Origin of the sequence: Curvibacter cyanobacteriorum, from assembly GCF_028649475.1 — a bacterium.
GTDB lineage: Bacteria > Pseudomonadota > Gammaproteobacteria > Burkholderiales > Burkholderiaceae_C > Curvibacter > Curvibacter cyanobacteriorum.
Genome location: NZ_JAQSIP010000009.1, coordinates 52,863 through 77,832, shown reverse-complemented (window position 1 = coordinate 77,832; position 24,970 = coordinate 52,863). Strand labels below are relative to the sequence as shown.

The following is a 24,970-nucleotide window of genomic DNA, read 5'->3' as shown; positions in this document are numbered from 1 at the left end:
GCACCGTTCGCCGGGCGGCCGCACCTCAGGGGTGGGCGGGCGAAGCGCGCACCCGCGCCAGCGCGGCGGGCACATCGGTCCAGGCCGGCTGGTCGGGCGCAAAGCGCTGGCGCAGGTAGCCGGCCAGCTCGGTGATCTGGGCGTCGCTGAAGGTGTCGCCAAAGGCCGGCATGAAGCCCAGGGCGGGCGCCGCCGGCTGGCGCAGGCCATGCACGATGACCTGCAGCAGGTTGTCGGGCCGCGCGCTGTGCAGGTTACTGTTCAGCGCCAGCGGCACATTGACCCCCAACAGGCGCGGGCCGTCGCCGTCGTGGTGGCAGGCGGCGCAGGCACCGTCAAACAGCCGCGAGGCCGTGCTGGCCAACGGTGCGCGGGCGGCAGCCTGGGCCACCTGGCGTTGGGCCTGGGCCGGTGCGTCGGGGGTGGGCGGGTTGAAGCTGGCCAGGTAAGTGGCCATGGCCTGCACATCGGCGTCGGGCAAGGCCGCCAGCTCGCGCACCACCGGGGCCATGGGGCCGCTGGCGCTGCCGTGCTCGGCGCTGTGGCCGTGGCGCAGGTACTGGTAGAGCGAGGCCTGGGTCCAGGGCACGGGCGCACGCGACAGGGCGGTCAGCGCGGGCGCCTCCCAGCCGTCCACCAGCGCGCCCGACAAGTAGGCCGGGCCGCCGCGCTCGGCGCCCAACGCGTTGCGCGGGGTGTGGCAGGCGCCGCAGTGGCCCACGCCCTGCACCAGGTAGGCGCCGCGGTTCCATTCGGGCGAGCGGCCGGGCTCGGGCTGCCAGGGGCGGGGGTCGTGGAACAGGGCGTTCCAGCCGGCCATCAGCGGGCGCAGGCTGAACGGGAAGGCCAGCTGGGTCTGGGGCACCTGGGCCGGCACCGGGGGCTGGGCCATGAGCCAGGCGTACAGCGCGGTCAGGTCCTCGTCGCTCATCTTGGCAAACGAGGTGTAGGGGAAGGCCGGGTACAGGTGGTGGCCGTCGCGCGAGACACCCTCGCGCATCGCGCGCTGGAAGGCGCTGAAAGACCAGCGGCCCAGGCCCGTGTCGGGATCGGGCGTGAGGTTGGTGGTGTAGATGGTGCCGAACGGCGTGTCCATGGCCCGCCCGCCGGCGTTGGGCACCCCGCCCGGCGCGGTGTGGCAGACGGCACAGTCGCCGGCGGCGGCCAGCAGGCGCCCACGCTCCAGCGTGGCCTCGGTGTAGATGGAGCCGCTGGCGGGCTGCACCGGCGCGATCGCCGAACGCGCGCCCAGCAGGCCAAGCGTGATGCCCACGGCCGCGGTCAGCAGCGCCCCCACGCGGGCCCAGCGGCGGCGTGGACGCGGGGCCACCGCGTCCGCAGGCCAGGCCACAGCGGGCTCGCCGGGGGGCATGGCCCGGGCGCCCGGGGGGGCTGCGTCAGGTCGCTGAGGGCCGTCCGGGCCGCCGGGAGCGGGCAAGGGGTTGAGTGCGGCGCGGACCACCTCGGGGGTGAAAGGCGGCGCGCGAAAACGCACGCCCGTGGCGTCAAAGATGGCGTTGGCGATGGCCGCGGTGCCGGGCACCGAGGCCGACTCGCCAGCCCCCAGCGGGGCCTCGCCGGGGCGCGGCATGTGCAGCACCTCGACCACCGGCACCTCGCGAAAGCTCAGGATCGGGTAGCTGCCCCAGTCGCGGCTGGCCAGGGTCTGCGGCGCGGCCACCAACGGCCCTGGGGCCGGGGCCTCGGCCGGCGTGGGGCGCGGTGTCAGCGGCTCGAACTGCACCTGCTCTTTCAAGGCCCGGCTGGTGGTCTGCAGCACATTGCCCTGGATCTGTTGCTCGATGCCTGCCGGGTTGACCACCAGGCCCGCGTCGTGGCCCACCACCACGCGCTTGACGTGCACCTCGCCCGTGACCTGGTTGACCTCGACATCGGCCACCCAGGCGGCCCAGGCGGCCCCAAAGCCGGGCCACTTGCTGTGCACGTAACGCGCATAGGCAAAGCCCTGGCCTTGCAGCCAGTCGCCGTCGCGGCGCCGCGTGGGGCCGGTGCGCGGGCGCCAGCCGGCGCGCTCGGCCGTGGACTGCACCAACTCGATGGCGCGCGGGTCGCTCAGGTGCTGCAGGCGAAACGCGACCGGGTCAACCCCGGCCGCGGTGGCCAGCTCGTCGACAAAGGACTCGTGCGCAAATGAATTGGGCAAGGCCGACACCCCGCGCAGCCAGGAGGCGCGGATGATCGGCGGCATGTCGTTCACCGCCACCCGCAGGTCGCTGTAGTCGTACGGCGGGCGGGCGGTGCGGTCGCCCATTTCGTAGGCCTGGGCCAGCGGCTCGACCGTGCGGGTCAGCAGCAGGGCCAGGGTGGGCGCGCCGTTGCTGGGGTAGGAGGTTTCGAAGTCGTAGCCGGCCACCGAGCCGTCGGCGTTCAGGCCCCCGCGCACCTGCATGAGCTGGGCCGTGCCCTTGGGCTCCCACAGGTGCTCTTGCTCGCGCGTCAGCTGCACCCGCACCGGGGCCCCCACCGCGCGCGACAGCAGGGCCGCGTCGGCGGCCACATCGTCGGCGCCATTGCGGCCGTAACAGCCGGCGGCCTCCATGCGGATCAGGTCGATGGCGACGTCGGGCAGGCCCATCAGCCGGGCCAGGTCGGCGCGCAGCACATGGGGGTTTTGCGTGCCGGCCCAAACCGTCATGCGCGGCCCGGCCCCCCCCTCGTCGGCGCGCCAGTCGGCCACCGCGCACGAAGGGCCGATCGAGCCGTGCAGCTGGTAGGGCCAGACATAGGTGCGCGCCATGGGCTGGGCGGCGCCGGCCAGCGCGGCATCGACATCGCCCTCGTCCACCAGGCGGCGCTGGGTGGCGGGGTTGTTGCGGATGGCCTGGCGCACCGCCTCGGGGTGGGACTGGTCGGGGAAGCCGGGCCAGGTTTTCCAGCGCACACGCAGTTCGCGCAGGGCTTGTTCGGCGTGCTCTTCGCGCTCGGCCACCACCCCGACAAAGTCGCGGATGACCACCACCGCGCGCAGGCCGGGGATGTGGGCGACCGAGCTTTCGTCCACCGACTCCAGCGTGTTGCCAATGAAGTCGCCGTGGTCGGCACCCGCGTAGGGCGGGCGCACCACGCGCCCGTGCAGCATGCCGGGCACGCGCATGTCGTGGACAAAAATCAGCTCGCCGCTGACCTTGGCCGGGATGTCCAGGCGCGGCGCGGACTGGCCCACCGTGTGGTAATCGGCGCGGGGCTTGAGCGGGGTGTCGGGGTCCAGGCGCAGCGACTGCGCGGGCCCGGCCAACAGCTCGGCCCAGGGCAGGCGGCGCTCGGGTTCGGCGCGCACCGACACTTCACCGGGGGTGATGGCCAGCGCCTCGGGCGGCAGCGACCAGCGCTGGGCCGCCTGCGCCAGCAGCCACTGCCGCGCCTGGGCCGCCGCCAGGCGCAGCGGCTGGGCATGGATCTGGATCGAGGTGCTGGCGATGGTGGCGCCCTGGTTGGGCGCGCGCGGGGTGTCGCCCAGCACCATGTGCAGCGCGCTCAGCGGCAGGTCCAGCTCTTCGGCCACGATCTGGGCCAGCGCGGTGCGGATGCCGGTGCCCAGGTCCACATGGCCGCTGAGCGCGGTGACGCTGCCGTCGTCCCACAGCGCCAGCAACAGCTCGGGGCCTTCGGCGGGGTTGCTGCTGACCAGGGCGGGCTGGCCCTTGACCGGGGGCGGCGCTGGGGGCGGGTCGCGCCAGACCAGCAACACACCGCGGGCGGCCCAAAAATCAGCCCGGGTTTGCGGCAGGGTGGCGCGGCGCGGCGCACAGGACGCCGCGGCTGCGGTGGGGGTCGGCTGGGCGCTCATGGGGCGGATCTGGGGGCCGCCGCCGGGGCCGGGGCGGCCGGCGCGCACGAGCGCGACATGCGCTCGGCAGCGCGCTGCACCGCGCGCAGGATGGACAGGTGGGTGCCGCAACGGCACAGGTTGTGCGACAGCTCGCGCCGGATGTCAGCCTCGCTGGGCTGGGGCTGCCGCGCCAGCAAAGCCGCGGCCATCATCACCATGCCGTTCAGGCAGTAGCCGCACTGGGCGGCTTGCTCGTCGACAAAGGCCTGCTGCACCGGGTGCCACTGGCCGGGCGGGGCCAGGCCCTCCAGCGTGGTGACGTCGCGGCCCGCCACGCCCGTGGCCGGGATCACGCAGGCGCGCGCCGCCACCCCATCGACCAGCACGGTGCAGGCACCGCACTGGCCCAGGCCACAGCCGTACTTGGGCCCGTTGAGGCCCAGGTCATTGCGCAGCAGGTGCAGCAGGGTGAGCGCCGTCGAATCCACGGGCAGCTCACAACGCTGGCCGTTGACGCTGAGGTGGGTGCAGGGGGCGGCGCGGCCGGTCATGGAGGGAGGCCTGGGGCGACAGTGCGGTCAGCTGGGAGGGGCGAATCAGGCCAGCACGATGTCGCTGGACTGGATGCGCTTGACGCCCTTGGCGCTCATTTGCTTCCAGGCCGCGGCCAGCGAGCCATTGAGGTCGATGGCACGGCAGGCGTCTTCGACCACATAGGTCTTGAAGCCCAGGCGGCGCGCGTCCAGCGCGGTCCAGGCGACACAGAAGTCGGTCGCCAGCCCGGTCACGTAGACGGTCTTGATGCCACGCGCCTTCAGGTAACCCGCCAGGCCGGTGGCGGTCTTGCGGTCGGCTTCTTCGAACGCGGAGTAGCTGTCCACATGCTTGTGGAAGCCTTTGCGCAGGATGATCTGCGCCTGCGGCACCTTGAGGTCTTTGTGCAGCGCGGCGTCGTCGGTGCCCTGCACGCAGTGGTCGGGCCACAGCACCTGCTGGCCATAGGACAGCTTGGTCGACTCGAAGGGCTTCTTGCCTTCGTAGCTGCTGGCAAACGAGGCGTGGGCCGGCGTGTGCCAGTCCTGCGTGACGACCACGTTTTCAAACGCGGCGGCGATGCGGTTGATCACCGGCACCACCTCGTCGCCCTTGGCCACCGGCAGCGTGCCGCCGGGCACAAAGCAGTTCTGCACGTCGACCACGATGAGAGCGCTGTCGGCACCAGGCTTGAGGCCGGCCGCCCAGACCGGGTGAGACAAGACGCCGCCAGCCAGCCCCATGAGGGCGGCGGACTGCAAGAACTGACGGCGCTGAGGGATCGAAGACATGGCATCACTCCTTAAGTTGAAAGCACAGACGGGACCACATGAAAGCGCACAGCCTCAAGCAGAAGCCGTGCCGTGTTCACACGCTCAGGTAGGCCCGGCGCACGGCCTCGTTCTCGGCCAGTTCGGCCATGCTGGCCTGGTAGCGGATCTGGCCTTTTTCGAGCACGTAGGCACGGTCCGACACCAGCTCGGCAAAGTGCATGTTCTGCTCGGACAGCAGGATGCTCACGCCCTGCGATTTGAGCTCGAGGATCATGTGCGCCATCTGCTCGACGATCACCGGGGCCACGCCCTCGGAGGGTTCATCGAGCAGCACCAGGTAGGGGTTGCCCATCAGGGTGCGCGCTACCGTCAACATCTGCTGCTCGCCACCACTCATGCGACCGCCGGGGCGCTGCTGCATCTCGCCGAGGTTGGGAAACAGCTTGAACAGGCGCTCGGGTGTCCACTCGGGCGCGGCGCTGCCATCGGGCCAACGGCGCGGCGGCTGGCGGCCCACGGCCAGGTTCTCGGTCACGCTGAGGTCGGTGAAGATGCGCCGGTCCTCGGGCACAAAGCCCAGGCCCAGGCGCGCCGCGGTGTGCGGTTCGCTGCGCGACAGGTCGTGGCCCATGAACGTGATCTGGCCGCGGCGCTTGGCCAGCATGCCCATCAAGGCCTTGAGGGTGGTCGACTTGCCGGCGCCGTTGCGGCCCATCAAGGCCACCACCTCGCCACGCCGCACCTCAAGGTCCACGTCATACAGGATTTGCGCCGCGCCATACCAGGCCGCCAGGCCCTTGGCCTGCAACAGGGGAGCGGAAGAAGGGGCGACAGCACTCATGCAACAGACTCCACCGGGGTCGGGGCCACGCGCTCGGCGGCCTGGTTTTTCTCAAAGGTCTTGCCGGAGCCGAAGTACACCTCCTGCACCTTGGGGTGGTCGCGCAGTTCGAGGGGTTTGCCCTCGGCGATCAGGCGGCCACGGGCCAGCACGATCATGCGGTCGGCGTAGGCGAACACCACGTCCATGCTGTGCTCGGTGAACAGCACGGCCATGCCGCGGTCCACCACCAGCTGCTTGGTCAGCGCCATGAGGTCATTGCGCTCTTTGGGGGCCATGCCCGCGGTAGGCTCGTCCATCAGCAGCAGCTTGGGCGAATTGGCCATCGCAATCGCAAGTTCGACCCGCTTGACGTCGCCATAAGCCAGCTCGCTGCAGGGGCGATCGGCCTGGGCCCGCATGCCCACCTGGGCCAGCAAGTCGAGCGCCTCGTCGCGCTTGTGGTCGGAGGCGTTGCGCCAGAACGAGAACAGACGGTCGTCGACCGACAGCAAGGCCATCTGCACGTTCTCCACCACGCTGAGCGAGGCAAAGGTCTCGGCGATCTGGAAGGTACGGCCCACGCCCATGCGCCAGATGTCACGCGGCTTGCGGCCGACCAGTTCCTGCCCGTTGAGCAGGATGGAACCGCTGTCCGCGGGCAACTGGCCGTTGACCATGTTGAAGGTGGTCGACTTGCCCGCGCCGTTGGGGCCGATCAGCGCCAGCAGCTCGCCCGCGGCCAGCTCGAAGTGGATGCCGTCCACGGCCTTGACGCCGCCAAAGGCCTTGCCCAGACCGGCAACTTTCAACAGACTCATGCGACCTCCTTGGTGGCGCTGGGGACGCTGGGCGCGGCCTGGCGGCGGCGCTCCTGCCAGGACTCGATCAGGTGCTTGATCGAGCCCGCAATGCCTTGCGGGAACAGCAGCACCAGCAGCAAGATGATGGCGCCCAGCATGGCGCGCCAGTAGTCGGTGTTGCGCGCCACGGTGTCGTGCAGCCAGGTGAAGGTGACGGCCCCCACCACCGGGCCCGACAGGGTTTGAATGCCCCCCAGCAGCACCATCACCAAGCCGTCCACCGACTTGCCCACGGCCAATGCCTCGGGCGAGATGCTGCCCTTGGAGAAGGCAAACAAGGCCCCGCCCAAACCAGCAAAGCCGCCCGCAATGATGAACGCCACCCACTGCATGCGCTTGACGTCGATGCCAATCGCATCGGCCCGCAAGGCCGAGTCACGGCCCGCGCGCAGCGCATAGCCAAAGGGCGAGAACAGCACGCGGCGCAGCAGCAGCACGCCCACCGTGACCAGCACCAGGGTCAGGTAGTAGTAGTTGAGCTTGTTCGACAGCCACGGTGCCGGCCAGACCCCGGTGAGGCCGTTGCTGCCGCCGGTGAAGCCGTCCCACTGGTAACAGATGGCCCAGGTGATCTGCGCGAACGCGAGCGTCAGCATGGCCAGGTAAACGCCCGACAGGCGCACACAGAACCAGCCGTAAATCAGCGCGCCCACGGCAGCGGCCAGGGGTGCCAGCACCAGGGCCAGCTCCATCGGGATGCCGGCCGAGCGCACCAGCAGCGCCGCGGCGTAAGCGCCCAGACCAAAGTAGGCCGCGTGACCAAACGAGTGCATGCCGGCCGGGCCCATGATGAAGTGCAGGCTGGCGGCAAACAGGGCCGCGATCATCAGGTCGATCATCAGCACCGACAGGTAGGGCGAACCGGCCGTGAGCCAGGGCAGCAGCACCAGGGCCGCCATCAGCGCGGCCCCGCCGAGCTTGAACCAGCGCCCCGGGTGGCGCAGCGGCGCCTCGGCCAGACCGGTGTGGCGGCTGTTGGCCTGGGGCTTGCCCATCAGGCCCCAGGGCCGCACCACCAGCACCACGGCCATCACCAGGAACTCGACCACCAGGGTCAGCTTGGAGAACGACACACTGACCCCGAACACGTCCACCACCCCCAGCCAGATGCAGATCGCCTTGACTTCGGCGATCAGCAGCGCGGCCGCGTAGGCGCCCGGGATCGAGCCCATGCCGCCCACCACCACCACCACAAAGGCGGCGCCAATGGTGTGCAGGTCCATCTCCAGCGTGGCGGGCTCGCGCGGCAGTTGCAGCGCACCGCCCAGGCCCGCCAACAGCGCACCGAGCGCAAACACCGCGGTGAACAACCAGGCCTGGTTGACGCCGAGCGCGCTGACCATCTCGCGGTCTTGCGTGGCGGCGCGCACCAGGGTGCCCCAGCGGGTGCGCGTGAGCAGCAGGGTCAGGGCCCCCAGCACCAGCGGGCCGACCACGATCAGGAACAGGTCATAGGCCGGGAAATTGCGGCCCAAGATGTCGACCGAGCCCGACAGGCCCGGGGCGCGCGGGCCCAGCAGCTCTTCGGGGCCCCAGAGCCACAGCGCGGCGTCCTTGATGACCAGCACCAGCGCAAACGTGGCCAGCAACTGGAACAGCTCAGGCGCCTTGTAAATGCGGCGCAGCAGCACCATCTCCACCAAGGCCCCCAGGACCCCGGTGATGATCGCCGCCAGCACCAGGGAGGGCCAGAACCCGAGGCTCGAGCCCAGGCGCTCGACCAGGCTGTACGCGAGGTAGATGCCCACCATGAAGAAAGAGCCGTGCGCAAAGTTCACGATGCGCGTGACCCCGAAGATCAGTGACAGGCCCGCCGCCACCAGGAACAGCGAGGACGCCCCCGCCAGCCCATTGAGCAGCTGCACCACAAAGCTCGAAACACCCATGCCAAATCCTTTAGGGAAGTGCCCCGCCCATCAGGCGGGCGGCCACAGCGGCGCCCGGACTGCCGTCCGGAACGCCGTCAAAACAGCGCCGTGTCAGTCGGCGGGACGCAGCTTCTTGACTTCTTCCGCGGTCGGCTGGAACTTGGCGCCGTCGAGGTAGCGGTAGTCCACCATCACGCCCTTGCCGCCTTCGTTCTTGGTGCGGCCGATGTAGCCGCCCATGGTCGACTGGTTGTCTTCGGGGCGGTAGGTGATGCGGCCAAACGGGGTCGGCACTTGCAGGCCCTTGAAGGACGTGATGAGCTTCTCGGTGTCGGTGGAGCCGGCCTTCTTGATGCCTTCGGCCAGCGACTTGATAGCGCTGTAGCCGACGATCGAGCCCAGGCGCGGGTAGTCGTTGAACTTGGCCTGGTAGGCGGCCAGGAAGGTCTTGTGTTCCGGCGTCTGGATGCCGTACCAGGGGTAGCCGGTGACGATCCAGCCGTTCGGGCTTTCGTCCTTCAGCGGGTCGAGGTACTCGGGCTCACCGGTCAGCAGGCTGGCCACTTCACGGCCCTGGAACAGGCCCCGTGTGTTGCCCTCGCGCACGAACTTGGACAGGTCAGCGCCGAACAGCACGTTGAACACCGCATCGGGCTTGGCATCGGCCAGCGCCTGCACCACGCTGCCGGCATCGACCTTGCCCAGCGGCGGCGCCTGTTCGGCCACGAACTCGACATCGGGCTGGGCCGCCTTGAGCAGGGTCTTGAAGGTGGCGGCCGCCGACTGGCCGTACTCGTAGTTGGGGTAGACCAGGGCCCAGCGCTTTTTCTTCAGCGCGGCGGCCTCGGGCACCAGCATGGCCACCTGCATGTAGGTCGAGGGGCGCAGGCGGTAGGTGTAGCGGTTGCCGTTTTGCCAGACGATCTTGTCGGTCAGCGGCTCGCCCGCCAGGAAGAACACTTTCTTCTGCTTGGCGAAGTCGGTCAGGGCCAGACCGATGTGCGACAGGAAGGAGCCCGTCAGCACGTCCACCTTCTCACGCGACAGCAGCTCCTCGGCGGCCCGCACGGCGTCGCCCGGGTTGGCGTTGTCGTCGCGCGTGATCAGCTCGACCTTCTTGCCCAGCAGGCCACCACCGGCGTTGATTTCGGTGATCGCCAGTTCCATGCCCTTCTTGTAGGGCTCGAGGAAGGCGGGCTGCGCCTTGTAGCTGTTGATCTCACCGATCTTGATGACGTTGTCAGCGTGGGCCAGGCCCAGGCTGGTGGCCAGGGCAGCCAGGGCGGTGGCGCGCATGAGGGAGGGGGGCAGCGGCATGGGAAGCACTCCTGTGGGTGGGGGTGAAGAGTTGAGCGGGAGCGGGGGGTATTTTGGTTCGGGTGTCGGGGCGCGGGGGCCGGGCCTCAGCGCAGGCCGTCCTGGCCTTTGATCTCGTGGGCTTGCAGGCCCCCGATGCGGGGCAGCGGGCGGCCACTGTCGGTGACCACCACGGCCACCACAATCTCGTTGGCGCGCGGGGCGTCAGCGACCCGCGCCTCCATGGCGTCAAAGTGGCTGCGCACGTAGGCGGCGTCCTTGTGGCCCAGCGGCACGTCGATGGCGGTGCCCAGACCGCCACGCTTCTTGGACGAGGGCACCAGGGCAGCGCCCTTTTCAACCGCTTCGCGCAGCGGCGCGCCAAGCTTGGGGTGCAGGATGGCGGCGGCGTGTTCCAACTCGCCAGCCTCGCCCACGATGGCGGCCTTGCCATAGCTGTGGGCCTGGCCGGGCTCGATGCCCAGGGCTTGCACGCAGCGGCGGCCCAGCAGGCCACCGAGCTCTTCGCCAATCGCCACCAGCGCATCGAGGTTCTCTTCGTAGCGCCCGGCAAACGGGTTGTCGATCACCGCCATGGCCAGCGCCTTGCGCACCGGGGGGTTCACGGCCTGGCCCATCTCGACGCGGACTTCGTCCACCTGCACGATGATTTTGCGGATGTTGGCACTCATGTCTCTGCTTCCTTGAATCGGTTGTCGTTGGGGTCGGTGGGGCCGCGCTCAGCGCAGGCCATCCCACTGGCTGATGGCGCTGGCGGCCAGGCCTGCGACGCGGGCATGCACGCGCGGGCCGGTGCTCATGGCCAGGATGAAGACGATTTCATCGGGCAGCGGCGCGCCGGGCACCCGCACCTCGATCGCATCAAAGTGGCTGCGCACATAGCTGGCGTTGATGTGGGTCAGCGGCACATCGAGGGCCGCGCCCGGGCCGCCCACCTTCTTGGTCGACGGCACGATGGACAGCGCATTGCCAGGCTGCCCGGTCTTGACCTCGGCAGCGCCTTTTTTATAGGCATCGCGGTCGCCCTTCCAGCCCAGCAGTTCGCGCATCGCGTAGCCGCCGGGCACATGCCACAGCGCGCCGTGCTCCAGCTCGCCGGCGGCGCCGATGATGGCGCCCTTGCCATAGCCTTCAATGCGCTCGACCGGCACGTCCATGGCGGCGCGCAGTCGCTGCGCCATGTCGATGCCCACCGCCTGCAGCGCGTCCATCATGGGCAGGATGTCCTGCACATAGCGGCCCGCGAACGGGTTGGTCAGCACCGCACCGATGGCACCACGCTGGAGCGGCACCGCCGCGGGCGGCCCGAATTCGTGCCGGATTTCTTCAACATGGGTAAAAACGCGTCGGATGTCGATCATGTCTGGTGCCTGTGCATTTCATTAAGCAAATACTGAACCAACTGAATTCTGGGCGCTGGGCTGAGGGCGGTGCGCCAGGGCGTCCACCCCGGGCGGTCGGGCCGTGCTGACCGCCTGCTGCTGGCAGGTCAACAAGGCGAACCATACCAGCCCTGAGGCCCGCAATTCTTCAGCTTTTTTCAAGCCCTGATGCAAAGCCTGGCGAAGCAGGTCGGGCGGCAGCGGCGGCACCTGCACGGTGACTGGCCGGTGGCCCAGGTCGCTGTCGTCGCGCAACTCGCAGGCGGGCACCCGCACGATGCCGGCATGCGCCACATCGACCGCGTTGGCGATCACGGTGGCAGCCGCGTCGGCCTGGGCCGCGGTGGCCGCCAGCACGGTGACGCTGTCGGCGATGCCCAGCGAGTGGCTGCGCCCGCGCCAGCCACTGGTGGCCACGCCGCGCACCGGCCACTCGGCGGCCAGCGCCATCTGACCGTCGAGTTGCAGGCCCTCGACACACTGGCGGGCGTCCAGGCGCGCGAGGTCCGCGTACAAGCCAATGCGGACGCGCTCACCGGGCTGCAGGTGCAGGGCGATGTCGCCCCCGTTGTTGACCCAGGCACGGCGCACGCCCGGCACCGCGTAGGCGGCCACGATCTCCTGCGCCACCGCGCCGGCAACCGCCGCCATCGGGGTGATGAACTGCTGGGCCAGGGGTTGGCAGGCCTGCCACATGCGGCGCGCCACCGGGCCCTGCAGTGGGCAGTGGGTGCCGACCGGCTGGCGCAAGGCGGGCAACTCGGCCACCAGTTCGGGCAGCAGCGGCTCGAAACGTTGCCAGGCGCGCTCGTGGGCCGCCGCGACGGCCCCGGCCTCGCCCTCGGCCCCGATCACGAGGTCGATCGGGCCATGCTGGAAATGCCAGCGGGCGTCGGGCAGCGGGTGGCGGGTGGCGTGCATGGGCGCGGGGTGGGTGGGGGGGTGACGCTCGGTTCAACCCAGCAGCGGCGCTTGCCCCAGCGGCCAGGGGTTGACCTCGGGCAGGGTCAGCCATTGCAGCGCTTGCGGCGCCCCTTCGTTGTGCCAGGCGCCCCGCTGCAGCACGTCTTGCAAGCCCCGGATCTGCCCCATGTGGCCGCCCAGGGCCTCGTAGTCGCTGCGCCGCAGGCTGAACTCGATCGGGGCCACGATGGCCGGTGTGGGCACGGTGCCAAAGCTGTTGTCGGGCATGCGCAGCACATCGGCCATGACGGTGATGCCACCGCCGGGCCAGACGTAGGCCGGCGCACCGCCGACCGTGACGTTGACCAGCGCCTGCTTGATCGAGCGGGTCAGCAGCACCGGGTTTTCGGTCACGCCCGCGCGCAGGCTGCCGCCAGCCCCCGCGAGGAACAACACGGTGGACAGCGAGGGCTCGCAGTTCTCGCCGATGCGGTCGACGATGCGGCGCACCTCGGCGGGCATCTCGGTCTCGACCGGCTGCAGCTGCGCGTCCAGCACGTACCAACTGGCGTGCTCACCGGTGGTGGACGTCATCAGCAGGCGCAGGCCTGGCCAGGCCACGGCCGGGTCCCAGGGGTCCAGGATGGACAGCGGGTCGGCAATGTCGGTGCCGCCCCAGCCGTTGCCCGGGTTGGCGACCTGAAAGTAGCGCCCCGGCGTGGACTTGCGACCGCGCATCGAAATGCCCGAGGGCTTCATGTCGAGGCAGCGCCCGGCCTGGTGCTCGGTCAGCACGCCGGTGATGTGGTCGTCGACCACCACCACCTCGTCCACCAGCCCAAAGAACTGGCGCGCAAAGATGCCCACCGCCGCCGAGCCGCAACCGACCCGCATGCGCTGCTCTTCGACGCCGTTGACGATGGGCGCGCGCCCGGCCTGGATGACGATCTGCGAGCCGCCGTCGATGGTGAACTCCACCGCCTGCTTGTTGCCCAGCGCCTGCATCATCTCGGCGGTGATGCGTCCCTCTTTCTTGCTGCCCCCGGTCAGGTGATGCACCCCGCCGAGCGACAACATTTGCGAACCATACTCAGCGGTGGTGACGTGGCCGACCACCTCGCCCTTGCAGCGCACATTGGCCTGCTCCGGGCCCAGGAAGCGGTCGGTGTCGATCTTCACCTTGAAGCTGCAGTAGCTGAAAATGCCCTCGGTGACCACGGTGACCATGTCCACCCCCTGCTGCCGGGAGCCGACAATGAAGGGCGCGGGCTTGTAGTCCGGGTAGGTGGTGGACGAGCCCACGCCCGTGACAAACACCTGCTCGCTGTGCAGCAGGTCGCCCGACCAGGCCGGCGGCGGCGCAACCGACGCGCTGGCATCAACCGACTCAACCGCTTCAGCAGCACTGTCCGCAGGGGCGGCTTCGGCCCGGCCGGCAAAGGGCACCAGCGTGGCCTCACCGGCCTCCAGACTGCGCCGCAGCACCACCACCGGATCGAGGCGCACCAGGGTGCCGCCGTGGTTGGCGTAGCGGTCGCAGGCGCCCGATCGGCCCTCGGAGATCTGGCACAGCACCGGGCAGGCGTTGCACTCCACCTTGGCGCTGTTCATGCGCTCATTGCGGGGGCGAGCCCGCTCCAGCACCTGCGGCAACCCCGGCGCATCGAGTCCGGGCAATCCATCGGTCTTGGTGTGTTCAGTCATCTCTGAAGGCTTGGTTGTGGGGCAAAAATCGGCTTGTGCAGCCATTTCATTTTGTGTAGCATCCACTTAATAAAAATGTGGCGTTCACTACATTGGAGGTCAATGTAGCGTATTCACTGCAGCCCCGCAATGGTATTTTTCAGCTCCCAAAATGGGGGCACCAGGAGCCCCGATTTGATGCACAAAGCCCATCACGCCCCGCTTCGGTGCCCCTGCGCAGAGCCCGGGCACGCGCCACAAAAAGGAGGCGGCCGCAACTTGCGGAACAATGGAGGGGCGTGAGCCAGTTGCCAGCAGGGAAAAATTCGGAAAATCCCCCGCCCCAAGCGCCCTGCCTTCACCCGTTAAATTCAACTTTGTCATCTGAACACCATGAGTGCTTTCCTTGAAGAAACCGTGCTGTCGGTCCACCACTGGACGGACCGCCTTTTCTCTTTCACCACCACCCGCGACACGGCGCTGCGCTTCTCCAACGGCCACTTCACGATGATTGGCCTGCGCGTCAACGAAAAGCCCCTGCTGCGCGCCTACAGCATCGCCAGCGCCAACTACGAAGAACACCTCGAGTTCCTGAGCATCAAGGTGCCCGACGGCCCGCTGACCTCGCGCCTGCAGCACATCCAGGTCGGCGACAAGATCGTGGTGGGCAAGAAGCCCACCGGCACCTTGCTGATTGATTACCTGCTGCCCGCCAAGCGCCTGTACATGCTGTCCACCGGCACCGGCCTGGCCCCGTTCATGAGCCTGATCCGCGACCCCGAGACCTATGAGAAGTTCGAGGAAGTCGTGCTGGTGCACGGCGTGCGCCAGGTCAACGAACTGGCCTACCACGACTACATCACCCAGGAACTGCCGCAACACGAGTTCCTCGGCGAGATGGTCAGCCAGCAGCTCAAGTACTACCCCACCGTGACGCGCGAGCCCTACAAGAACCAGGGCCGGGTGACCACCGTGATCGAAAACGGCCAGCTGGCCGCCGACCTGGGCCTGCCCGCCCTGAACCCGGCCGAAGACCGCGTGATGATCTGCGGCAGCCCCGAAATGCTGCGCGACCTCAAGCACATGATGGAAGCGCGTGGCTTCAAGGAAGGCAACACCACCAAGCCGGGCGACTTCGTCATCGAGCGCGCCTTCGCCGACCAGTGATTGGTCCCACGGGCCGCGCCATTGGGGCGTCGGCCCGTTTCTTTGCCGCCGTTGCGGCGGCTGGCCCATCCCTTGCTCTGGATCCACCATGTCTGCCACCCCCAGAAAGACCCGGACCGCAGCGAAGTCAGTCCCAGCGGCACGCCGCCTGGGCGTGCGCGAGCAAGCGGCCCAAACCACCCGCGACAACATCCTGAAGGCGGCGATCAAGGTCTTTGCACGCTATGGCTACGACGGCGGCAGCGTGGAGAAGATCTCCAAGGCGGCGAAGTCCTTCGACCGCATGATCTACTACTACTTCGGTAGCAAGGAGGGCCTCTACATCGAGGTCATCGAGGAGATCTACCGCCGCATGAACGAGGCCGAGTTGAAGCTCGACCTGAACCCGGACAAGCCCGTCGAGGCGCTGCAGGCGGTGATCCGCTTTGTGGTCGGCTACTACCGGCGCAACCCCGAGTTCGTCACCCTGCTCAACACCGAGAACCTGCACAAGGGCAAGCACATCGTGAAGTCGGTGCGGGCCCGTGAGTACTCGTCCCCCGCCATCGAGGTGATCCGCCAGCTGCTGGCCAGCGGCCAGGCCCAAGGCCTGTTCCGGCCCGACATGTCGGCCCGCGACCTGTACCTGCTGATTGCCGCCAACGGCTACTTCTACATGTCGAACCGGCACACGCTGTCCGCCTTCCTCGGTGAGAACCTCGAAGCGCCCGAAGCCCTGGCCCATTGGGAGGAGTTCGTCATCGACACCGTGCTGCGCGCCGTGGCACCGGCGCCTGCGCTGACCCAGGCCCGCGCGCCCAGCCTCGGCAGCGCCCCCGGCAGCCCGCCAGCCCCCGCACGCACCCGGGCCGTGGCACGGGCCTCGGCGCCGGGCGACTGAGCCCTTTGTTCTCCGGCCCAGCGCCCTGAACCGGGCGCGGGTCATCCGACCTCACCCCCACAGGAGCACCCCATGGCAGATCCCGTCGCCGGCGCCAAGTCCGGCAAAGTCGTCATCCAGAACATCGGCCTTTTGCTGTCCGGTGACCTCGATCACCCGATCCTCGACGCCGACACCCTGGTCGTCCACGACGGCCTGATCACGGCCGTGGGCCGCTACAAGGACTGCGACACCGAAGGCGCCCAGACCGTCATCGATGCGCGCCAGACCTGCGTGGCGCCCGGCCTGATCGACAGCCATGTACACCCGGTGTTTGGCGACTGGACGCCGCGTCAGAACCAGATCGGTTGGATCGACTCGACCATGAATGGCGGCGTCACCACCATGGTGTCGGCCGGCGAGGTGCACCTGCCCGGGCGCCCCAAGGACATCGTGGGCCTGAAGGCGCTGGCGATCACCGCGCAACGGGCGTTTGACAACTTCCGCCCCGGGGGGGTGAAAGTGATCGCGGGCGCCCCGGTGATCGAGAAAGGCATGACCGAACAGGACTTCAAGGACCTGGCCGACGCGGGCGTGACCCTGCTGGGCGAAGTCGGCCTGGGCTCGGTCAAGGCGGGTGAGGAGGCCAAGCAGATGGTGGCCTGGGCCCGCCAGCATGGCATCCAGAGCACCATCCACACCGGCGGCCCCTCGATCCCGGGCTCGGGCCTGATCGACAAGGACGTGGTGCTGGAAGCCGATGCCGACGTGATCGGCCACATCAACGGTGGCCACACCTCGCTGCCCTGGAAGCATGTCTGCGAGCTGTGCGAGAAGTCCTCGCGCGCCATCGAGCTGGTGCACAACGGCAACGAGAAAATCGCCATCGAAGCGGCCCGCGCGGCGATGGAACTGAAGTGCCCGCACCGGGTGATCCTGGGCACCGACGGGCCCGCGGGCTCGGGGGTGCAGCCGCTGGGCATGCTGCGCATGATCGCGCTGATTTCGAGCTTCGCCAACATCCCGGCCGAGCTGGTGTTCTGCTTTGCCACCGGCAACACCGCCCGCATCCGCCAACTGAACTGCGGCCTGATCGAGGTCGGCCGGGCGGCTGACTTTGTGTTCATGGACCGGGCCCAGCACACCGCCGGCAAGACCCTGCTGGAAAGCGTCGAGCTGGGCGACATCCCGGGCATTGGCATGGTGATGATCGACGGCCTGGTGCGCTGCGGCCGCAGCCGCAACACCCCCCCGGCGACCGAGATCCCGGTGGTGATCAGCGGCGGGCACTGAGGCCTGCCGGACTCGCCCGCCGCGCCGACTCAGGCCAACAGAGCGGCGGCCTGAACGCGGGGGCCGCCGTCGATGCGGAAGCGCGCCACCGCCGTCACCAGCTGCTGGGCCTGCGCGTGCAGGGCGGCGGCCGCGGCGGCGGTTTCTTCGACCAGCGCGGCGTTCTGCTGGGTGGCCTGGTCCATCTGCGTGACCGCCTCACCGACCTGCGACACGCCCGCGCTCTGCTCGCGGGTGGCGCCACTGATCTCACTGACGATGCCACTGACACGGCGGATCGAACCCACCACCTCGTTCATCGTGCCGCCGGCGCGGTCGGCCTGCTGGGTGCCGGCTTCGACGCGCTCGACGCTGGCCGTGATCAGGCTCTTGATTTCACGCGCGGCCTCGGCACTGCGCGCAGCCAGCAGCCGCACCTCGCCCGCCACCACGGCAAAACCGCGCCCTTGCTCACCGGCGCGCGCCGCTTCGACCGCGGCGTTGAGCGCCAGGATGTTGGTCTGGAAAGCGATGCCGTCGATGACGCCAATGATGTCCGCGATGCGGCGCGAGCTCTCGTTGATGCCCTGCATGGTGTGCACCACCTCGGCCACCACCTCGCCGCCCTGGCTGGCGACTTGGGCCGCGGTGTTGGCCAGCTGGCTGGCCTGCTGGGCATGGTCGGCGTTCTGGCGCACATTGGCACCCAGCTGCTCCATCGAGGCGGCGGTCTCCTGCAAGGCCGAGGCCTGCGACTCGGTGCGGCCACTGAGGTCCTGGTTGGCGGTGGCGATCTGCGAGGCCGCTGACGACACCTGATCCACCCCGCCACGCACGCTCAGCACCAGGTCGCGCAATGCCGCCTGCATGCGGGCCATGGCCTGGAGCATGTGAGCGGCTTCGTCCCGCCCCTCGGCCTCAATGGCCACACACAGGTCGCCTTCGGCGATTTGCTGGCTGACTTGCACCGCCTGCTGCACCGGCTGCAGGATGGAGCGCGTGATCAACCACGAGGCCAGCCCCCCGATCACCAGGCTCAGCCCGCCAAGCAGCAGCAACCAGGTGTTGGCCTGGCGGTTCAGGTCCTCGATGTGTTGACCGCTTTCGTGGGCCACGTTGCGTTGCAACACCATCAGGGCGTCCACATGGCCCTGCAAGGCGTCGATGGCCGGCAGGGTTTCGGACTTGAGCTTTTGCTCGGCCGCTTCGCGCTGCCCGGCTTCGAGCAGCTGGTCGACCTGCGAGAACGAGGTCACGAAGCCGGTGCGAGCCTCTTTGAGGCGCGCCAACAAGGCCTTGGCGTCGGGGCGCTCGACCAGGCGGTCCAGCTGCTCGATGGCCTCGGCGATGGTCTTCTTGTTCTGGTCAATGAAGCCGCGGATGCGGGTGCGCTCGGCCGCATCGGTGACAAAGAACAGCTCCATGGTGCGCCGCGCGTTGGCCCGCGTGGTGGCCGTGATGGTCTGCGCGGCCTCGGCCTTGACCCAGGCCTGGTGCAACAACTCGTCGGTGGCCCGGTTCACGGCGCGCAGCGACAGGCTGCCCACCCAACCCACCGCCGTCAGCAACACCAGCAACAGGACATACGAAAGCCGCAATCGGGTACCGATGCGGAGTTGGTTGAGCGCGAACATGGGGGACCTCCTGAATATTCTTGGGGCGCAAAGCCGTGTGCGGAGAAGTTATCAGACAAGCTGAGCGCGAAGGGGCGGTAAATCCCCTCCAGACCCAAGGGTCTACAACGCCCTGAGCCCTATCACCCGCGCGACCCGGGCCAGGGTCCTGCACTTCCTAGAATGGCTCAGCGCCCCCGCCGAGGGGCCCTTGGAGCCCACCATGCACGCCCCCGCCCTGAACCAGCTGCGCAGCCACCTGCAACACCTCATCGACCAGGGCCAGCTGCCCGGGGCGGTGGCCCTGATCCAGCAGCGGGGCGAAACGGTGCTGTTTGACGCCTTGGGCGCCCAGCGCCCCCAGGGCCCGCCGATGGCGCGCGACACCCTGTTCCGCATCTACTCGATGACCAAGCCCATCGTGTCGCTGGCCGCCCTGCAACTGATGGAGCAAGGGCGTTTGCAGCTGGCCGACCCGGTGTCCCGCTACCTGCCCGGCTTTGCCCACCAGCAGGTCTGGACCCCGCAAGGCCTGGTGCCGGTGCAACGCGAGGCCACCCTGCACGACCTGCTGCGCCACACCGCCGGGCTGAGCTACGCCTGGGAGCCCGGTCCGGTCGCGGAGGCCTACCTGGCCGCGCGGATCGGTTCGCGCAAGCACCGCAACGCCGAGTTGGCCGCCGCCCTGGGGCCGCTGCCGCTGCAGCACCAACCCGGCAGCACCTGGGAGTACAGCCGTGCCACCGATGTGCTGGGAGCGGTGCTGGAGGTCGTCACCGGCCAGCCGCTGGGCCAGGCCTTGAAGGCCCTGGTACTGGGCCCGCTGGGCATGGACGAAACCGGCTTCAGCGTCCCCAGTGGGCAGTTGCACCGCCTGGCCGAGCCCTTTGAACGCGACCCGGTGACCGGTGAGCCGGTGCAGCTGATCGACGTCAGCCAGCCCCCGGTGTTCGAGTCCGGCGGCGGGGGCCTGGTGTCCAGCGCCAGCGACTACGCGCGCTTTCTGCAGATGATGCTGGGGGGCGGCAGCCGCCGCGACCCGGTCAGCGGCGAAGTGCAGCGCCTGCTGAGCCCCGCCACCCTGCGCTTCATGACTGCCGACCACCTGGGCACGCGCCCGGTGGCGGGCGACATCCTGGCACCCGGCCACGGCTTTGGCCTGGGGGTGGCCGTGCGCCGCGAAACCGGCCTCGCGGCCCGCCCGGGTTCGGCGGGGCAATATGGCTGGAGCGGCTTGGGCGGCACGGTGTTCTTTGTCGATCCGACCGAAGACCTGTTCGCCGTGCTACTGACCCAGGCCCCGGGCCAGCTGCGCTCGCTGATCGAGTTGTGGCCAGCCCTGGTCTACGCCGCGCTCTGACGGCCATGCTCAGTTGGCCGCGCTCTGAAGGCCGTTGTCCGACCGCCGTGCTCTGACTGCGGTCCGCAGAACCCACGACCGGGGCCGCGGTCGAGGCCGCCGCGCGTGCCATCCACAGTTCGGCAGTTCGGCAGTTCGGCAGTTCTGCAGTTCTGCAGTTCGGCGATTCAGCGGGTGCCGTAGGTCTTGCCGGTGGCGGCCGGGTTGGCACTGCCCGTGCCCACGCTGGTCCCGGCGGTGGGCCGGGCGCTGCTCAGCCGCGCCACACCCCCCTCCAACACCACGGCCGCCCCCAGCGGCAAGGGCTCCGGCTGCAGCAGCTGGCGCTGGCTGCCGTCCTCCATCCGGATGCGGATCTCAAAACCTGCCGACGCTGGGCCTGACGCGGTGCCCGCCAGCGCCGACGCCCCGACCACGGCCCCGGCGGCCGCGGCGGGCACGTTGGGCCGCCCTGCCGAGGTGCCATGGGCCACCCCGGCCCCGGCTTGGGCGCCCACCGCCGCGCCGGCCGCCAGCACCGCGCCCGGGGGCAGCCCCCCGGCTTGAACCGCCTGCACCGACTCCACCCAACCGCAGTTCGGGCAGGCCGGGGCCGTGCCGTAGACCCCCTGCAGCGCACGCGGCGGCTCGCCCTGCGGGGGCAGCGCCGGGGGACGCAACAGGGTCGGTGGCGGTGGCAAGGCGGGCCCGCTGCGGGCTGGCTCGGCCTGGCCCGGGCGCGTGGCCGCGGGCGGTGCCAGCGAGGCCGGTGTGCGCGGCGCGGTGACCATGGGGGGGGCGCTGTCGGCCGCCGGCGGGGGCGCTGCCGGGGTCGGTGAACGCAGCGTCCCCGCGGGGGGCACAGGCTCGGCCGGCCGGGTTTGGATGTGGATCACGGTGGCCGCCAGGGTGAGCCCCAGCACCGCCAACCAAGGCATGACCGAGGTCCACAGGCGGGGACCGGCAGCCCCACCACCAACGGGTGGCAGGGATGGGGAATGAACAGAGACAGCCATGGCAAACCCTCCTTCAAGGCGCCCCGAGGACGGGCGCGCTCAGCGTCAGGCGGCAATTTAAGACGTCTGGGTCACAGCTTGCTGACAAACCATGAAGCGCGCGTCAAAACCAGTCAAAAACCCTGAAGCCAGCGGGGCTGGCACCTGACACGACCCGCCCACCCCGCCCCTGCCGGGCCACCCACCACGGCGCCAGGGCACACCGCCGTGGCCCCCCAGGGGCCCGGCAGGCGGCGCCAGGGCCAAGCCACAGGCTCAGAGCTGCGGTGCCAGCAGGCGGCGCAGTTCGTCCTCGGGCAGGCCACGGCGCTGGGCCATGTCCTGCAACTGGTCTTCGGCGATCTTGCCGACGTTGAAATAGGTGCTGTCGGGGTGGCTCAGGTAGAAACCGCTGACGCTGGCCGCCGGCGTCATGGCCAGGCTGGTCGTCAGGCCCATGCCGATTTCGTCGCACTGCAGCAGCGCGAACAGCTCGCGCTTGACGCTGTGGTCCGGGCAGGCCGGGTAGCCCGGCGCGGGGCGGATGCCCCGGTACTGCTCGGCAATCATCTGCTCGTTGCTCAAGCGCTCGTCGGCGGCATAGCCCCAGAGGTCGGTGCGCACGCGGTGGTGCAGGCACTCGGCAAAGGCTTCGGCCAGGCGGTCGGCGAGGGCCTTGAGCATGATGGCCGAGTAGTCGTCGTGCTGGTCCATGAAGGCCTGCTCGCGCTTTTCCACGCCCAGGCCGGCGGTGACGGCGAACACGCCCACGTAGTCGGCGCGGCCGCTGTCCTGGGGGGCCACGAAGTCGGCCAGGCAGCGGCTGGGGCGCATCACGCCGTCCACCGCCTGTTTTTCGGTCTGCTGGCGCAGGCCGTACCAGGTCAGTGCGACCTGGCTGCGGCCCTCGTCGGTGTAGAGCGCGATGTCGTCATCGCCCACGCGCTGCGCCGGGTAGATGCCCATCACGGCGCTGGCGTTGAGCCAGCGGCCGTCGATGATTTTTTGCAGCATGCGCTGGCCGTCTTCAAACACCTTGCGCGCCTCGACGCCCACGATCTCGTCGTCGAGGATGGCCGGGTAGGGGCCGGCCAGGTCCCAGGTCTGGAAGAACGGGCCCCAGTCGATGTACTTGGCCAGCTCGGCCAGGTCGAAGTTCTTGAACACGCGCCGGCCGATGAACTTGGGCACCGGCGGGGTGTAGGCGGCCCAGTCCAGCGGCGTCTTGTTGGCGCGGATCTTGGCCAGCGGCCACAGCGGGGTCTGCTTTTTGTTGGCGTGCTGCTGACGCACCTTGTCGTAGTCGGCGTTGATCTCGTCGACATAGCCTTGGGCGTTGTCGGACAGCAGGCTTTGCGCCACGCTCACGCTGCGCGAGGCGTCGGGCACGTAGACCACCGGGCCTTCGTAGTGCGGCGCGATCTTGACCGCGGTGTGCACGCGGCTGGTGGTGGCGCCGCCGATCAGCAGCGGGATCTTCTTGACGCGGAAGTGCTCGTCCTTCTGCATCTCGGCAGCCACGTACTGCATCTCCTCCAAGCTCGGCGTGATCAGGCCCGACAGGCCCACGATGTCGGCGCCCTCGACCTTGGCGCGCGCCAGGATCTCGTGGCAGGGCACCATCACGCCCATGTTCACGACCTCGAAGTTGTTGCACTGCAAGACCACGGTGACGATGTTCTTGCCGATGTCGTGCACATCGCCCTTGACGGTGGCGATGATGATCTTGCCCTTGCTGCGCACGTCGCGGCCGGCGGCCTCGTCCTGGCGCTTTTCTTCCTCGATGTAGGGGATCAGGTGGGCCACGGCGGACTTCATCACGCGCGCGCTCTTGACCACCTGGGGCAGGAACATCTTGCCCTGGCCGAACAGGTCACCGACCACGTTCATGCCGTCCATCAAGGGGCCTTCGATGACGTGCAGCGGGCGCCCGCCCTTGGCCAGGATGGCGCGGTAGGCTTCTTCGGTGTCTTCGGTGATGAACTCGGTGATGCCGTGCACCAGCGCGTGCGAGAGGCGCTGCTCGACCGTGCCGGCGCGCCATTCGAGCTTCTTGCTCTCGTCCTTGGCGCCACTCTTGGCGGTCTCGGCGATCTCGACCAGGCGCTCGCCCGCGTCGGGGCGGCGGTTCAGCACCACGTCTTCGACGCGCTCGCGCAGCACCGGCTCCAGGTCGTCGTAAACGCCCACCATGCCCGCGTTGACGATGCCCATGTCCATGCCGGCGGCGATCGCGTGGTACAGGAACACGGTGTGGATGGCCTCGCGCACCGGGTCATTGCCGCGGAAGCTGAAAGAGACGTTGGACACGCCGCCCGAGACCTTGGCGCCCGGCAGGTTTTGCTTGATCCAGCGCGTGGCCTCGATGAAGTCAACCGCGTAGTTGTTGTGCTCTTCGATGCCGGTGGCAATCGCAAAGATGTTGGGGTCGAAGATGATGTCTTCGGGCGGGAAGTCGACCTGGTCGACCAGCAGGCGGTAAGCGCGCTCGCAGATCTCGATCTTGCGCGCAAAGGTGTCGGCCTGGCCTTTTTCATCGAAGGCCATGACCACGGCGGCGGCGCCGTAGCGGCGCAGCAGCTTGGCCTGCTGCAAGAAGGCAGCCTCGCCTTCCTTCATGCTGATCGAGTTGACGATGCCCTTGCCCTGGATGCAGCGCAGCCCGGCCTCGATCACGCTCCACTTAGAGGAGTCGATCATGATCGGCACGCGCGCGATGTCGGGCTCGGAGGCGATCAGGTTCAGGAAGCGCACCATGGCGGCCTGGCTGTCGAGCATGGCCTCGTCCATGTTGATGTCGATCACCTGCGCGCCGTTCTCGACCTGTTGGCGCGCCACCGCCAGCGCCTCTTCGAACTGGCCGTTCAAGATCATGCGCGCGAAGGCCTTGGAGCCGGTGACGTTGGTGCGCTCGCCGATGTTGACGAACAGGGTGCCCTCGCCAATGCGAACGGGCTCCAGGCCCGACAACAGCATGGGCGGGACAGAAACGGGGGACTTTTCGGGCATGAGACTCACCTGGTGGGACGGCTGGGTTCAGGTGAGCGTCGTTGAAATCGCGAAAAGCCTCAAGCCTGACAAGCCTTCGCGGGCCTGCTGCAACGCTCCTTGAGATACCATGGATTTTACTGCGACACGCATGGCCCCAGAATGCCCCCTGTTCCAACGCCCCCACCATGTTCGAATCCCTGCTGAACCGACTCAACCCCCAGAAGCGCCGGCGCCTGTCTGTGCAGGACTCGCCCGCGGCCGAACTGGCGGCCCAGATGCTGCACGCCCCGTCGGCCCTGATCCAGTTGTCTGCAGACGACGCGCGGCGAGTGGTGAGCTTCATGGAACCCTACCGCCTGCTGGCCGGCCAGTGCTTCATGCGCGAAGGCCAGACCGAGGACACCGACTACATGCTGCTCATCCTCGAGGGCGACGTGATGGTGGAGAACTTCATCGTCAGCCGCCGCACCCCGATCACCACCGCGGTGATTGGCGCCGGTTCGCTGGTGGGGGAACTGGGGCTGCTGGATGGCGCGGCGCGCTCGGCCACCTGCACCACCTGCACCGACGTGCTGGCCGCCAAACTGACGCGCCAGGCGCTGGGGGAGTTGCTGGAAGAAGACCCCACGCTGGGCGTCAAGTTGCTGCTGGCGATTGGCGTGCACATGAGCAACCGGGTGCGCGAACGCACCGACAAGCTCAAGAGCTACGCCGCGCTGATCCAGACCATGCAACAGGAAATGGACCGCCTGATCCCCTCGTGATCCTCGGGCCCGGGCCGGCCGGCATCGCCCGGGTGCC

General features: G+C 68.9%; 19 protein-coding genes and 1 riboswitch. Of the genes, 5 read left to right on the top strand and 14 right to left on the bottom strand.

The genetic code is table 11. The features are described from left to right. Positions 1 to 25: 25 nt before the first annotated feature. The 11 genes from PSQ40_RS17240 to PSQ40_RS17190 all read right to left on the bottom strand — a co-directional run bounded on the left by PSQ40_RS17240 (position 26) and on the right by PSQ40_RS17190 (position 13,954). Positions 26 to 3,808, bottom strand: a complete 3,783-nt coding sequence (locus tag PSQ40_RS17240) for a molybdopterin cofactor-binding domain-containing protein (protein ID WP_273953129.1) — start codon at positions 3,806 to 3,808, stop codon at positions 26 to 28. Beyond that, entirely contained in the window at positions 3,805 to 4,341 is a 537-nt protein-coding gene (locus PSQ40_RS17235) for a (2Fe-2S)-binding protein (protein ID WP_273953128.1), read from the bottom strand. Before PSQ40_RS17235 ends, PSQ40_RS17240 begins: the two co-directional genes overlap by 4 nt. A gap of 45 nt (positions 4,342 to 4,386) precedes the next feature. Next, positions 4,387 to 5,115: a bifunctional nicotinamidase/pyrazinamidase gene (gene pncA, locus PSQ40_RS17230; RefSeq protein ID WP_273953127.1), complete on the bottom strand. Its 729-nt coding sequence runs from the start codon at positions 5,113 to 5,115 to the stop codon at positions 4,387 to 4,389. A 76-nt stretch (positions 5,116 to 5,191) separates the two neighbouring features. Continuing rightward, on the bottom strand, positions 5,192 to 5,938 hold the full coding sequence (locus tag PSQ40_RS17225) for an ABC transporter ATP-binding protein (RefSeq protein ID WP_273953126.1): 747 nt from the start codon (positions 5,936 to 5,938) through the stop codon (positions 5,192 to 5,194). Beyond that, positions 5,935 to 6,738 carry an ABC transporter ATP-binding protein gene (locus PSQ40_RS17220; protein ID WP_273953125.1) on the bottom strand — a complete coding sequence of 268 codons (804 nt, stop codon included), beginning with the start codon at positions 6,736 to 6,738 and terminating at the stop codon, positions 5,935 to 5,937. Before PSQ40_RS17220 ends, PSQ40_RS17225 begins: the two co-directional genes overlap by 4 nt. Beyond that, positions 6,735 to 8,666, bottom strand: coding sequence for an ABC transporter permease (locus PSQ40_RS17215; protein ID WP_273953124.1), 1,932 nt, complete (start codon positions 8,664 to 8,666; stop codon positions 6,735 to 6,737). Before PSQ40_RS17215 ends, PSQ40_RS17220 begins: the two co-directional genes overlap by 4 nt. Positions 8,667 to 8,759: 93 nt before the next feature. Then, a complete protein-coding gene (locus tag PSQ40_RS17210; protein ID WP_273953123.1) occupies positions 8,760 to 9,965 on the bottom strand; it encodes an ABC transporter substrate-binding protein in 1,206 nt (401 codons plus the stop codon). Positions 9,966 to 10,051: 86 nt separating this feature from the next. After that, on the bottom strand, positions 10,052 to 10,636 hold the full coding sequence (locus PSQ40_RS17205; protein ID WP_273953122.1) for an amino acid synthesis family protein: 585 nt from the start codon (positions 10,634 to 10,636) through the stop codon (positions 10,052 to 10,054). Positions 10,637 to 10,684: 48 nt separating this feature from the next. Then, entirely contained in the window at positions 10,685 to 11,326 is a 642-nt protein-coding gene (locus PSQ40_RS17200) for an amino acid synthesis family protein (protein WP_273953121.1), read from the bottom strand. A 21-nt stretch (positions 11,327 to 11,347) separates the two neighbouring features. Continuing rightward, positions 11,348 to 12,268: a UPF0280 family protein gene (locus PSQ40_RS17195; protein ID WP_273953120.1), complete on the bottom strand. Its 921-nt coding sequence runs from the start codon at positions 12,266 to 12,268 to the stop codon at positions 11,348 to 11,350. Positions 12,269 to 12,301: 33 nt separating this feature from the next. Beyond that, on the bottom strand, positions 12,302 to 13,954 hold the full coding sequence (locus PSQ40_RS17190) for a 6-hydroxynicotinate reductase (protein ID WP_273953119.1): 1,653 nt from the start codon (positions 13,952 to 13,954) through the stop codon (positions 12,302 to 12,304). 372 nt (positions 13,955 to 14,326) lie between these two features. Here PSQ40_RS17190 and PSQ40_RS17185 point away from each other — a divergent pair, with 372 nt between their 5' ends. The 3 genes from PSQ40_RS17185 to PSQ40_RS17175 all read left to right on the top strand — a co-directional run bounded on the left by PSQ40_RS17185 (position 14,327) and on the right by PSQ40_RS17175 (position 17,252). Continuing rightward, a complete protein-coding gene (locus tag PSQ40_RS17185) occupies positions 14,327 to 15,100 on the top strand; it encodes a ferredoxin--NADP reductase (RefSeq protein ID WP_273953118.1) in 774 nt (257 codons plus the stop codon). 88 nt (positions 15,101 to 15,188) lie between these two features. Then, entirely contained in the window at positions 15,189 to 15,980 is a 792-nt protein-coding gene (locus PSQ40_RS17180) for a TetR family transcriptional regulator (RefSeq protein WP_273953117.1), read from the top strand. A gap of 72 nt (positions 15,981 to 16,052) precedes the next feature. Then, positions 16,053 to 17,252, top strand: coding sequence for an amidohydrolase family protein (locus PSQ40_RS17175; RefSeq protein WP_273953116.1), 1,200 nt, complete (start codon positions 16,053 to 16,055; stop codon positions 17,250 to 17,252). Between the two features lie 29 nt (positions 17,253 to 17,281). Here the strand turns inward: PSQ40_RS17175 and PSQ40_RS17170 are convergent, their stop codons facing one another. Then, entirely contained in the window at positions 17,282 to 18,865 is a 1,584-nt protein-coding gene (locus PSQ40_RS17170; RefSeq protein ID WP_273953115.1) for a methyl-accepting chemotaxis protein, read from the bottom strand. 202 nt (positions 18,866 to 19,067) lie between these two features. On the opposite strand from PSQ40_RS17170, the gene PSQ40_RS17165 reads away from it, so the two are divergent. Next, positions 19,068 to 20,204, top strand: coding sequence for a serine hydrolase domain-containing protein (locus PSQ40_RS17165; RefSeq protein WP_273953114.1), 1,137 nt, complete (start codon positions 19,068 to 19,070; stop codon positions 20,202 to 20,204). A gap of 167 nt (positions 20,205 to 20,371) precedes the next feature. Here PSQ40_RS17165 and PSQ40_RS17160 read toward each other — a convergent pair whose 3' ends face one another. After that, a complete protein-coding gene (locus tag PSQ40_RS17160) occupies positions 20,372 to 21,199 on the bottom strand; it encodes a hypothetical protein (RefSeq protein ID WP_273953113.1) in 828 nt (275 codons plus the stop codon). 255 nt (positions 21,200 to 21,454) lie between these two features. After that, positions 21,455 to 24,187 (bottom strand): methionine synthase, encoded by a 2,733-nt coding sequence (metH, locus tag PSQ40_RS17155; protein WP_273953112.1) that lies wholly within the window; start codon positions 24,185 to 24,187, stop codon positions 21,455 to 21,457. Positions 24,188 to 24,213: 26 nt separating this feature from the next. Beyond that, a riboswitch (S-adenosyl-L-homocysteine riboswitch) is annotated at positions 24,214 to 24,294 on the bottom strand. 60 nt (positions 24,295 to 24,354) lie between these two features. On the opposite strand from metH, the gene PSQ40_RS17150 reads away from it, so the two are divergent. Continuing rightward, positions 24,355 to 24,933: a cyclic nucleotide-binding domain-containing protein gene (locus PSQ40_RS17150; RefSeq protein ID WP_273953111.1), complete on the top strand. Its 579-nt coding sequence runs from the start codon at positions 24,355 to 24,357 to the stop codon at positions 24,931 to 24,933. Positions 24,934 to 24,970 lie beyond the last annotated feature (37 nt).

Excerpts from the sequence above, each read along its gene's own strand:
- PSQ40_RS17205 (WP_273953122.1), bottom strand. The coding sequence starts at position 10,636 with ATGAGTGCCAACATCCGCAAAATCATCGTGCAGGTGGACGAAGTCCGC.
- PSQ40_RS17160 (WP_273953113.1), bottom strand. The coding sequence starts at position 21,199 with ATGGCTGTCTCTGTTCATTCCCCATCCCTGCCACCCGTTGGTGGTGGG.
- PSQ40_RS17240 (WP_273953129.1), bottom strand. The coding sequence starts at position 3,808 with ATGAGCGCCCAGCCGACCCCCACCGCAGCCGCGGCGTCCTGTGCGCCG.
- PSQ40_RS17225 (WP_273953126.1), bottom strand. The coding sequence starts at position 5,938 with ATGAGTGCTGTCGCCCCTTCTTCCGCTCCCCTGTTGCAGGCCAAGGGC.
- PSQ40_RS17235 (WP_273953128.1), bottom strand. The coding sequence starts at position 4,341 with ATGACCGGCCGCGCCGCCCCCTGCACCCACCTCAGCGTCAACGGCCAG.
- PSQ40_RS17200 (WP_273953121.1), bottom strand. The coding sequence starts at position 11,326 with ATGATCGACATCCGACGCGTTTTTACCCATGTTGAAGAAATCCGGCAC.
- PSQ40_RS17195 (WP_273953120.1), bottom strand. The coding sequence starts at position 12,268 with ATGCACGCCACCCGCCACCCGCTGCCCGACGCCCGCTGGCATTTCCAG.
- PSQ40_RS17150 (WP_273953111.1), top strand. The coding sequence starts at position 24,355 with ATGTTCGAATCCCTGCTGAACCGACTCAACCCCCAGAAGCGCCGGCGC.
- PSQ40_RS17210 (WP_273953123.1), bottom strand. The coding sequence starts at position 9,965 with ATGCCGCTGCCCCCCTCCCTCATGCGCGCCACCGCCCTGGCTGCCCTG.
- metH (WP_273953112.1), bottom strand. The coding sequence starts at position 24,187 with ATGCCCGAAAAGTCCCCCGTTTCTGTCCCGCCCATGCTGTTGTCGGGC.
- PSQ40_RS17215 (WP_273953124.1), bottom strand. The coding sequence starts at position 8,666 with ATGGGTGTTTCGAGCTTTGTGGTGCAGCTGCTCAATGGGCTGGCGGGG.
- PSQ40_RS17170 (WP_273953115.1), bottom strand. The coding sequence starts at position 18,865 with ATGTTCGCGCTCAACCAACTCCGCATCGGTACCCGATTGCGGCTTTCG.
- PSQ40_RS17180 (WP_273953117.1), top strand. The coding sequence starts at position 15,189 with ATGTCTGCCACCCCCAGAAAGACCCGGACCGCAGCGAAGTCAGTCCCA.
- PSQ40_RS17165 (WP_273953114.1), top strand. The coding sequence starts at position 19,068 with ATGCACGCCCCCGCCCTGAACCAGCTGCGCAGCCACCTGCAACACCTC.
- PSQ40_RS17175 (WP_273953116.1), top strand. The coding sequence starts at position 16,053 with ATGGCAGATCCCGTCGCCGGCGCCAAGTCCGGCAAAGTCGTCATCCAG.
- PSQ40_RS17185 (WP_273953118.1), top strand. The coding sequence starts at position 14,327 with ATGAGTGCTTTCCTTGAAGAAACCGTGCTGTCGGTCCACCACTGGACG.
- PSQ40_RS17220 (WP_273953125.1), bottom strand. The coding sequence starts at position 6,738 with ATGAGTCTGTTGAAAGTTGCCGGTCTGGGCAAGGCCTTTGGCGGCGTC.
- pncA (WP_273953127.1), bottom strand. The coding sequence starts at position 5,115 with ATGTCTTCGATCCCTCAGCGCCGTCAGTTCTTGCAGTCCGCCGCCCTC.
- PSQ40_RS17190 (WP_273953119.1), bottom strand. The coding sequence starts at position 13,954 with ATGACTGAACACACCAAGACCGATGGATTGCCCGGACTCGATGCGCCG.